7 protein-coding genes are annotated in these 9,174 nt (G+C 66.1%); 4 read left to right on the top strand and 3 right to left on the bottom strand.

The genetic code is table 11. The annotated features are described in order from the left end of the window. Positions 1-573: 573 nt before the first annotated feature. Positions 574-834: a hypothetical protein gene (locus AC1DNF_RS34995; RefSeq protein WP_478153458.1), complete on the bottom strand. Its 261-nt coding sequence runs from the start codon at positions 832-834 to the stop codon at positions 574-576. Between the two features lie 332 nt (positions 835-1,166). Here AC1DNF_RS34995 and AC1DNF_RS34990 point away from each other — a divergent pair, with 332 nt between their 5' ends. The 4 genes from AC1DNF_RS34990 (at position 1,167) to AC1DNF_RS34975 (ending at position 6,095) form a co-directional block, all read left to right on the top strand. Further along, positions 1,167-1,856, top strand: coding sequence for a hypothetical protein (locus AC1DNF_RS34990; RefSeq protein WP_478153456.1), 690 nt, complete (start codon positions 1,167-1,169; stop codon positions 1,854-1,856). Positions 1,857-1,866: 10 nt separating this feature from the next. Continuing rightward, a complete protein-coding gene (locus AC1DNF_RS34985) occupies positions 1,867-2,268 on the top strand; it encodes a hypothetical protein (RefSeq protein WP_478153455.1) in 402 nt (133 codons plus the stop codon). A gap of 615 nt (positions 2,269-2,883) precedes the next feature. Beyond that, a complete protein-coding gene (locus AC1DNF_RS34980; RefSeq protein ID WP_478153453.1) occupies positions 2,884-3,129 on the top strand; it encodes a DDE-type integrase/transposase/recombinase in 246 nt (81 codons plus the stop codon). Between the two features lie 128 nt (positions 3,130-3,257). After that, on the top strand, positions 3,258-6,095 hold the full coding sequence (locus AC1DNF_RS34975; protein ID WP_478153451.1) for a cation-translocating P-type ATPase: 2,838 nt from the start codon (positions 3,258-3,260) through the stop codon (positions 6,093-6,095). Positions 6,096-6,390: 295 nt separating this feature from the next. Here AC1DNF_RS34975 and AC1DNF_RS34970 read toward each other — a convergent pair whose 3' ends face one another. After that, entirely contained in the window at positions 6,391-8,955 is a 2,565-nt protein-coding gene (locus AC1DNF_RS34970; protein ID WP_478153449.1) for a cation-translocating P-type ATPase, read from the bottom strand. Further along, the gene (locus AC1DNF_RS34965; RefSeq protein WP_478153448.1) at positions 8,952-9,107 is read right to left on the bottom strand and encodes a hypothetical protein; all 156 of its coding nucleotides are present in this window, start codon (positions 9,105-9,107) and stop codon (positions 8,952-8,954) included. The genes AC1DNF_RS34970 and AC1DNF_RS34965 overlap by 4 nt, the downstream gene beginning before the upstream one ends. Positions 9,108-9,174: the final 67 nt, after the last annotated feature.

Here is a 9,174-nt window from a genome sequence, read left to right as displayed (position 1 = left end):
CTTCAAGAGCAAGAACCCGCAACCGCCCGCACTGCCCACCGCGGCCTGGATCAACCCGCCACAACAGGAATCAGCCACCCTCAAAAAGACGCAGCCCTGCACAGTAAATTCATGAAGCCGGGTGTAGCAAAGTCATTGACACGTTCCGCTGCTCATGAGCGCGTGCGCCTCCAGGCCCAGCGCTCGGCCGCCGCCCGTGTAGCGGGCGATCGTGCCGCCGCTCCTGCAGTCCGATCGGTAGCCGGGAACCGTACGGAGTCCGGACAAGCTTCTATCACTGTGGGCTCACCGGCCCAACACCTCATGCTGCATGCGCGCCGACGCGCGCATTGCAGCAACTACGCGCATCGTGCGTAATGGGGGTCAGGCCACAACGACAAACGGATGCCGGGGGATCCGTTTGCCGTCATCTTCCGTGACTGCTTGTGCCAGCATTCGCCGCGATAGGAACAAGAGCCCTCCGGGACCGTCACGTCCTGCCCAGTTGACTTGCGGCGATGAGGTTCGGCTATTGCTCTGCGTCTCGCAGGCGCCCGAAATGCGAACGCATCATCGGAAATACGTCAAGCGGCCTCAATCCCGATCGTCCCAATCGCGGCGCTCATGGCGGCGATGGCGCCAACGCTCGCCCTCGTAGTACACAGGCGCGGGCGGTCCGTAGTACACCGGTGGAGGCCGGTAGTAGGTGGGTGGTGCAGGCCGGTAATACACGGGCGGAGCCGCCTGGTAATAAACCGGCGGGGGTGGGGCATAGGCCGGCGCCGGCTCGTAGTACACGGGAGCAGGCTCGGTCACGACCACCCCCGGCACGCTGACGCCCACGGACCAGTTCACTTCCGCGTTGGCTGATGCCGCCGCGAGAAGTGAGCTGCCCGCCACGACAGCGGTCGCAGCCCATTTGACGATGACAGAACGATCCAGATTCAAGGTGGTTCCCCAACAAGCGGAGCGATGCCGCTCCTCTTGATGTAACGCGCGAGCCACCGCGCGGTGGACCGAAGATCGCAAGAAATCGTTGCTAACTTTATGTGGCGTACGTCCTCGACAGACGAACTCACGATCGGTAACACGTTAACCTCCTTGGTCGTCGCCGAAAAGCCGCCCTAGGCGTTGAGCGAAGGGTCCACTCAGTTGGACTCAACTCAAAGGGCAATATGCAATCACAAATGCAACACAACGCGCGCCGCACCCTGCGGCGCGCCGGGGTAGCTACTTTCTTGTTCACCGCAGCCCTTGTCGCTGCGGCTGGCTTTGCGGTCCCGGAGACCAGTGCCGCGGCCGAGATGAAGCTCCTGGGGAGCGGCACCTTCAAGCCGCCCGCAGCCGAGCGGCTCGCGGCCCTGCCTGCGGATCTCGGGTTTTCTCAGGCCGATCTCGCCTCGGGCACTTGGTCGATTTCGGTGCGGTATGACGACAGCGTCCCCGACGCGGACTCCGACCCGCGCGTGGGTAGATATTCCGGAGCGATCCGCGCGTTTCGATTGGTGATCGGCGGCACAACGATCGATCTGCCCGTTGAGCAAGCGGTCATCGCAGTGAGTGACGGTGGGGGCGGGTTCCCCAATCGAGAGTCCATCCGTGTGGAGACCAAGGCCTCTACCTCCTCAGGCCTTCTGCGCGTCAGCTGGGTTCAAGTCAATCAGCAACCGAAGGGTGTGGATTTGCGCGGCCCCATAGGTGTGCTGCCGAGCGACGCCTTGCCAACGTACGCGATGATCGCCAACTTGGCTACGGCGAGCCCCTTCGACCGATACCTGGAGTTGCGCATCGATCGCCCGGGCGGTGACTCGCTTCCGCTGCTTTATCTCAGCTCGTCCAAGCTGACCGTGACAGCTGGCCCTGCCACGGCACCTTGAGGAGAACGAGATGTCAAGAAAGATAGCAGCATTCCCAGGTCGTTTCCTGTTGCGCGGCGCGGTGGCACTGATCATGGCGGGAACCCTCGCCGCGTGCGGCGGCGGTGGAGGAGGCGGTGGTGGCAGTGTCGGCGTGGGCGTCGTCGCATCTCAGCCTACCGTTGCGCCGCTGACGCTGACCTTGACACGCGTCGGGCCCGAAGCCATCGAGTTGGACTGGAGCGATGATTCATTCGTCTCAACTTTCCTGGTTGTTCGCGATGGCTCGGCGTTGGCGTCGGTCACAACCAACACCTTGGTGGATGCCTCGGTCTTCGTCAACCAGACGTATTGCTATCAGGTTCAGGGCTACGACGCCACAGGACTGCTGGTGGCGTCCAGCAGCAGCGGGTGCATCACGTTGCTTCCGTAGCAGGGCGAAGGCAATCGGCTGGATGCGCAAAGCGGCGTCGCTGCGGCCTACGTGGCAAAGCCTCAATCGCTTGGGGACAGTCGGGCGCAGGGCAGAATCAACCTGATGCTTCTCCGCGTCGGCCAGACCAGCACGCATTGGCCGTTTCGCCGCCGCATTGGGACGTTGCTGAGGTGCCGCCTCTACCTTGGGGAGCGAGGCGGTCGCGTCGGTGGCCACTTCCAGGAAAGGCGAAGTCCAGACCATGGCAAGCGCTCGGTTGCGCAACGACCCATCCTTCGTCGGCACCTGTGGGATGTTAGGGCTGCCAGCGTGGCGAGTGCTGCCCTTGTAGCTCAGCCTTTCATGTTGGTGTAGGCGGCGACGATCCGCTTTGGAAATACAGCTTCGTGGGTCCCGTCCCGACCGCCAACTCTGACGGCACCGAATGCCGGTTGCGCGCCGCCGACACGAAACACGTACTACTCATCCAAGCCTGCTCTTGGACATACACACTGAAGGGGCCAGCATTGGCATCTGCTGCAGGCGCCGCACTCGATTCCTGAGGGAGTCGAGAGTCAGGGCCCGGGCGCACCGATACGCTTTTGGTAGCGGTCGCAGTCGGAATCGCGCGCTATGTCCGATCGATCCTGGCGCTCCGACGAGACGTGTGTGACGATCCGCCGTGGACGCACTTACCTCTGTCGGGCTGTCGGTCAGGAGGGCACGACGGTCGACTTCCGCCCGAACCCCAATCCCGATGCGACGTCGCCCAAGGGGCTCTTGTTCAAACCGCGGGAGACACTGGCTCGCGCTCCGGTGAGCGGTGGGTCGACTGCTACGCCGCCGTCTCCCAGCGCGGGAACTGTCCGCGACCGGTGACGGGAACAGGAGCAGTGGCGGGGTACTCCTGCAGCCGTGGCACTCGTTGATCGTTGTCGTGGGTGCCAAAGTTTTCCGGGTGCCCCCTGTGGTTGTGACAAGGCGGGAACTGCGGCAGGATCGCCGCCATGACGGCCGACACAATCCACGTAGACCCTTCGCTCCTCGATACCGAAGAGGTGGCCCGGGCACTGGGCACTGACCTCGAGAGCGGACTCGCCACGGAGGAGGCGGCTGCGCGCCTCGCAAGCGATGGGCCAAACGAACTGCGTGCTGCTCAGCGCGAGCCCACTTGGCGCCATATCCTCCGCCAGTTCCAGGATCCATTGATCTACCTTTTGTTAGGTGCGGTGGCCATCGCCCTTGCTGCGTGGCTGATCGAGGGCGGGCACGACTGGCCAGTGGATGCGATCGTGATTGCATCGGTCATCGTCTTGAACGGTGCGATCGGCTATGCGCAGGAAGCCAAAGCCGAGAGCGCAGTCGCGGCGCTAGCCGGCATGACTGCCGCGACCTGCTCCGTCCTGCGCAACGGGCAGTCGCTGCGTATTCCGAGCGCCGACCTCGTCGTTGGCGACGTGCTGGTGCTCGGCGAGGGCGACCTCGTCGGCGCAGACGCGCGGCTCGTACGCGCTGCTGCGCTGCGCGTCCACGAGGCTTCACTCACCGGCGAAAGCGAGGCGGTGCTGAAGGACCCTGCCACGCTGCCGGTGAAAGCGCCACTCGGCGACCGGCTCGACATGGTGTTCAAAGGCACGGCGGTGGCACAGGGCACCGGCCGCGCAGTCGTCACCGCGACCGGAATGGCGACGGAGATGGGGTCGATTGCCCGCATGCTCGATGCCACCGCTGAAGAGCCCACGCCCTTGCAGAAGGAGGTCGGTCGCATCGGCCGCATGCTCGGCGTCGTGGTCGTCATCATCGCCATTGTCGTGGTGGCAACGATCCTTCTCGTGTCGGACATCCGCGGCCCGTCTGACCTGTTCACCGTGCTGCTGCTCGGCGTGTCGCTGGCCGTCGCTGCAGTGCCCGAGGGGCTGCCGGCGATCCTGTCGGTGGTGCTGGCGACGGGCATGCAACGCATGGCCAAGCGTCGAGCCATCGTGAAGGAGCTGTCGTCGGTCGAGACCTTGGGCTCCGCTTCTGTGATCTGCTCCGACAAGACCGGCACGTTGACACGATCCGAGATGACAATCCAGCGCGTCGTGACGGCCTCCGGCGACACGCTCGTCACCGGCGTGGGCTACGCTCCCGAGGGAAAGGTGGAATTCGAGGGCGCAGAGATCAAGACCGGCGCGCTGCTGAACGAACAGGTCGTGGTGCTCAGCGGAGGCAGCTTGGCGGGCGACGCCGACTTGCGCCAAGCGAGCGATGGTCGATGGGAGATCCAGGGCGACCCCACGGAAGCGGCTTTCCTAGTCGCTGAGCGCAAGCTCGGTGCGACCGAGCGACGCGAGCGTCGCTTCGAACGGATCGGTGAGATCCCGTTCACGTCGGACCGCAAGATGATGTCGACCATCGAACGCGACCGCGAGCACGGAGGCGAAATCATAGTCATCACGAAGGGCGCCCCCGACGTACTGCTCGAACACTGCACGCGTGCACGCGTCGGCATGGACGTGGTAGTTCTCAACGACGAACTGCGATCGCGCGCCCTCGCTGCCGTGTCTCGGCTCACGGACGAAGCCTTGCGCACGCTCGCAGTTGCCTATCGCCCGCTCACTCTTGGCGAGCGCGCCGAGGCCTCGCCCGACCTAGAGCGCGACCTGATCTTCGTGGGCACCGTCGGCATGATTGACCCGCCGCGCCCGGAGGCTGCGGTAGCGATCCGCGAGGCACACCGGGCCGGGATCCGCGTGATCATGATCACCGGCGATCATCCGCGCACGGCGGCGCGCATCGCCGCCGACCTCGGCATCGTCGAGCCGGGGGCGGACGCTCTGACGGGAGCCGAGCTCGACGCGCTCGACGGCGCGGGCCTCGCCGCTGCGGTGCGCGTGACCTCGGTCTATGCCCGCGTGGCGCCGGTCCACAAGCTGCGCATCGTCGATGCGCTGCAGGCCGACGGCAACGTCGTCGCGATGACCGGCGACGGTGTCAACGACGCGCCGGCGCTGAAGTCGGCCGATATCGGCGTGGCGATGGGCATCACGGGCACAGAGGTGGCCAAGCAAGCGGCAAAGATGATCCTCGTCGACGACAACTTCGCGACCATCATCGAGGCGGTGCGGGAAGGCCGCGGCATTTTCGACAACATCCGCAAGTTCCTGCGCTACCTGCTGTCTTCCAACATGGGCGAAGTGCTGACCGTCTTCCTCGGCGTCGTCGGCTCCAGCGTGCTCGGTCTGGGCGGCGGAGGTGAAGGCGTGGTGCTGCCATTGCTGGCAACGCAGATCTTGTGGATTAACCTCATCACCGACTCAGGCCCGGCACTCGCGATGGGCATCGACCCGCAAACCGAGGACGTCATGGCTCGGATGCCGCGGAAGCCGACCGATCGCGCGATCGACAGCCGCATGTGGCGGGGTGTGGTCTGGATCGGGCTGGTGATGGCGCTGGCGACGCTACTTACCATTGACCTGTACCTGCCGGGCGGGCTAATTGAAGGATCGCAGAGCCTGGCCAACGCGCGGACTGCCGGCTTCACCGTGCTCGTGTTCGCGCAGCTTTTCAACTGCTTCAATGCGCGCTCCGAAACCACCAGCGCCTTCCACCATCTGTTCGTCAATTCCTGGCTCTGGGGTGCCATCGCTCTGTCGGTCGTCCTGCAGGTGGCGGTGGTTCAGGTCGACCTGCTCAACGCGGCGTTCGGCACTGTGCCCCTCGCGCCTGCGCAATGGGCCGTTTGCGTGGCCATGGGCAGCACCGTGCTGTGGTTCGGCGAGCTGCGTAAGCTGGCGCTGCGTGCCTGGAGCGCTGGTGTTCCGTACCCCAACAGCCGGCGAGGAGTGCACCTCGGCGCTTGATTTAACCAATCTCGGGGTGGGACCCGCCTCGTAGATTTGCTCCCCCGTGGACCGTACGGCCGTGGCAATCGGGGCCGCGAAGCCGGAAGACACGCTTCGCCAACTCGATGCGGAGAATCTCGATCTCCATCGATGAACCTCCGAACAGCGGCGATGGATGAGTCGCTCAGTTTCCTATCCGTGTGGCGCAGGCCCCTTCGCAGCGGAGGGGTGCTGCCCTTAGGCACATTGGCCAGGCGGGTCCTAAACCGGTCCCTGCTGTTGAAGGGCCTGGGCCGCCGGCTCGTACCATGGATCATCCGACACGCGGCGATCGCGGGAGAAGGCTCCATTTGACGCATTCGAACCAGATCCAGCTCAAGGCAGACACGCCAATGGCCGCCAGCAGCAGCATAGGCGTGGGCTGCGCGAACGAGAACAGCCGGCTGACCGCTGGGACGGCGAGCACCACCCCCAGCAGCACGATCGTGCCCGCGGCGATCCAGCCGAACTGCCTGCCAGATTCGCCGTCGCTGCGCCATGCGCTGCGACCCCATGAGCGGTTGGTCTGGATCAGAGCCAGGTTGGACATCACCAGGACCACGAACGTCAATGCCCGCGCCATGTCGTCGCGTTCGATATCCGGCGGCGCAAGCGCCCGGACGCCGGCGTACACCCCGAGCAGCAGTGCCAGCGAGCCGGCGCCCTGCCACAGGGCACGCAACATCAATGCCTTGTCGAACAGGCGTTGATCGGCACGGCGCGGGGGCACCTTCATCGCATCGGCCTCCAGCGGCTGGGATTCGAAGACCACCGAGCAGGCCGGATCGATGATCAGCTGCAGGAACAGGATGTGCACCGGCATCAGCAGTACCGGCCAACCCAGCAGCACGGGCATGACCGACAGGCCGACGATCGGCACATGCGCGGCCACGACGAAGACAATGGCCTTGCGCAGGTTCGCGAACACCCGGCGCCCGTAACGCACCGCGGTCACCAGCGACGCGAAGTCGTCGTTCATCAGGACCAGCGAGGCCGCCTCGCGGGCCACCTCCGTGCCGCGCGCGCCCATCGCCACGCCGATGTCGGCGGCCTTGAGCGCCGGCGCGTCGTTGACCCCGTCGCCGGTCATCGCCACCACGTCTCCCCGCGCGCTGAATGCCCGTACCAGGCGGAGCTTCTGGTCGGGCTGGACGCGCGAGAAGATGTGCGTCTCGGCCAGCCGCTCGGCCAGCGCCTGGTCCGAAAGCGCCGCGAGCTCGAGCCCGGTGATGACGTCAGCGTCGGCCCGCAGGCCGGCCTGCCGAGCCACCGAGATCGCAGTCGCCGAATGGTCGCCCGTCATCATCACGACCCGGATGCCCGCTTCACGGCACTCGGCGATGGCCTGGGGCACCTCGGTACGCATGGGGTCTTCGAGTCCCACCAGCCCTAGGAACCGGAACTCGAAATCGTGTTGCAGCCTGGGCAGCGAGGCCGCGCCGAAGGTCGCCCGCGCCACGCCCAGCACGCGCAGGCCATCGCGCGCCATCGCCCGCACCTGTGCGGCCACTCTCGCACTCTGATCGGCGTCCATGTGGCACAGGTCGACGATGGCCTCGGGCGCGCCCTTGGCCGCGATGAGACGGTCGCGGTGGTCCGGCGATTGCCAGACGCGCGACATGGCCAGCATCTCGGGCGAAAGGGGATAGTCGTCGACCAGGGTCCATTCGGCGTGCAGATGCTCCGTGCCGGCGAGCAGATGCCGCCCGGCCGCTCCGATGGCCGACTCCATCGGGTCGAAGGCCAGGCGATGGCTGGCCAGCACGGCGTATTCGAGGACCCCGTGCAATTCCTCCTGCAGCGCCGCGCTCCCCGACTGCAGCCTGTCGTGAACGGCCTCCTCGGACCAGAGTCGCCTCACGGTCATGCGATTGGCGGTCAGCGTGCCGGTCTTGTCGACGCACAGCACGGTGGTGGCGCCGAGGCGTTCGATCGCCGGAATGCTCCTGGCCAGTACCTTCTCGCGCGCAAGCCTCCACGCGCCCAGACCCAGGAAGAGCGTGAGGACCACCGGGAGTTCTTCCGGCAAGATAGCCATCGCGAGCGTCAGCCCCGCCAGCACGCCGTGCAGCCAGTCGCCTCGGGTGATCCAGTAGGCGATGGCGAGCACGCCCGCCAGCGCAAGGCCGACAACAGCCAAGTACTTGACGACGCGGCGCGTCTCCTGCTGGATCGGCGTGGACTCCACCGCGATGCCCGCGAGCGAGCTGCCGATGCGCCCCAGCGCGCTGCGCTCACCGGTCGCGATCACACAACCCCGCCCTGAACCTCGGGTCACCAGGGTGCCGGAGAACGCCCTCGAGACGCCTTCCGACCGCGCCGGCGAACAGGCCTCCTTGGACACCGGCACGGATTCCCCTGTCAACAGCGACTCGTCGATCGCGAGATTGGACGCCTCGCTCAATTCCATGTCGGCCGGGACACGATCGCCTTCGGCCAGCAGCACGACGTCGCCGACCACCAGTTCGCGCGCGGCCACGCGCCGAACCTTGCCCTCGCGCATGACCAGGGCCTGGGGGCTGGACAGGTCGCGTAAGGCATCCAGTGCCCGCTCGCTGCGCCGCTGCTGCACGAAGCTGATGCCCATGACGACGAAGACAAAGCCAAGCAGCATCAGCGCCTCCTGGGGGTCGCCGAGCAGCATGTAGACGGCCCCGCAGGCCACGAGCAGCAGGAACATCGGCTCGGACGCCACCTCGCGAGCCAATCTCAACACGCCGCGCGGCCGCGAGGCCGGCAGCTCGTTCGGGCCCTCCCGACCCAGTCTCTGCAGCGCGTCGCCCTCGCCCAGCCCCCTCGCCGTGGCCGGATCGGCCGTGGAGGGCGCGGCGTCCTTCATGTCCCTGCCGGAGCCGCCGATGCCACTTGGGTGATGGTCAGCAGCAGGTTGACGCCGACACTGACCCAGATGCTCCGCGCCGCCGCGCCCGCACGTTCGGCGGCGCTGTGCGCGGTGTCTTCGGGATCGTCGTTCAGGTCGTCGAGATTCATGCCGTCCCGCCTCGACCGGCAGCGGCCGCGCGGCCGTTCATTTCACCACCACGACCGGCTGCTTCGC

The sequence above is a fragment of the Variovorax sp. 01T432 genome (genome assembly GCF_056398605.1).
This window is presented reverse-complemented; position numbering and strand designations above follow the sequence as displayed.

Bases quoted from the DNA above. Each gene is read 5' to 3' on its own strand.
- AC1DNF_RS34985 (WP_478153455.1), top strand. From the start codon at position 1,867: ATGTCAAGAAAGATAGCAGCATTCCCAGGTCGTTTCCTGTTGCGCGGC.
- AC1DNF_RS34990 (WP_478153456.1), top strand. From the start codon at position 1,167: ATGCAACACAACGCGCGCCGCACCCTGCGGCGCGCCGGGGTAGCTACT.
- AC1DNF_RS34965 (WP_478153448.1), bottom strand. From the start codon at position 9,107: ATGAATCTCGACGACCTGAACGACGATCCCGAAGACACCGCGCACAGC.
- AC1DNF_RS34975 (WP_478153451.1), top strand. From the start codon at position 3,258: ATGACGGCCGACACAATCCACGTAGACCCTTCGCTCCTCGATACCGAA.
- AC1DNF_RS34970 (WP_478153449.1), bottom strand. From the start codon at position 8,955: ATGAAGGACGCCGCGCCCTCCACGGCCGATCCGGCCACGGCGAGGGGG.
- AC1DNF_RS34980 (WP_478153453.1), top strand. From the start codon at position 2,884: ATGTCCGATCGATCCTGGCGCTCCGACGAGACGTGTGTGACGATCCGC.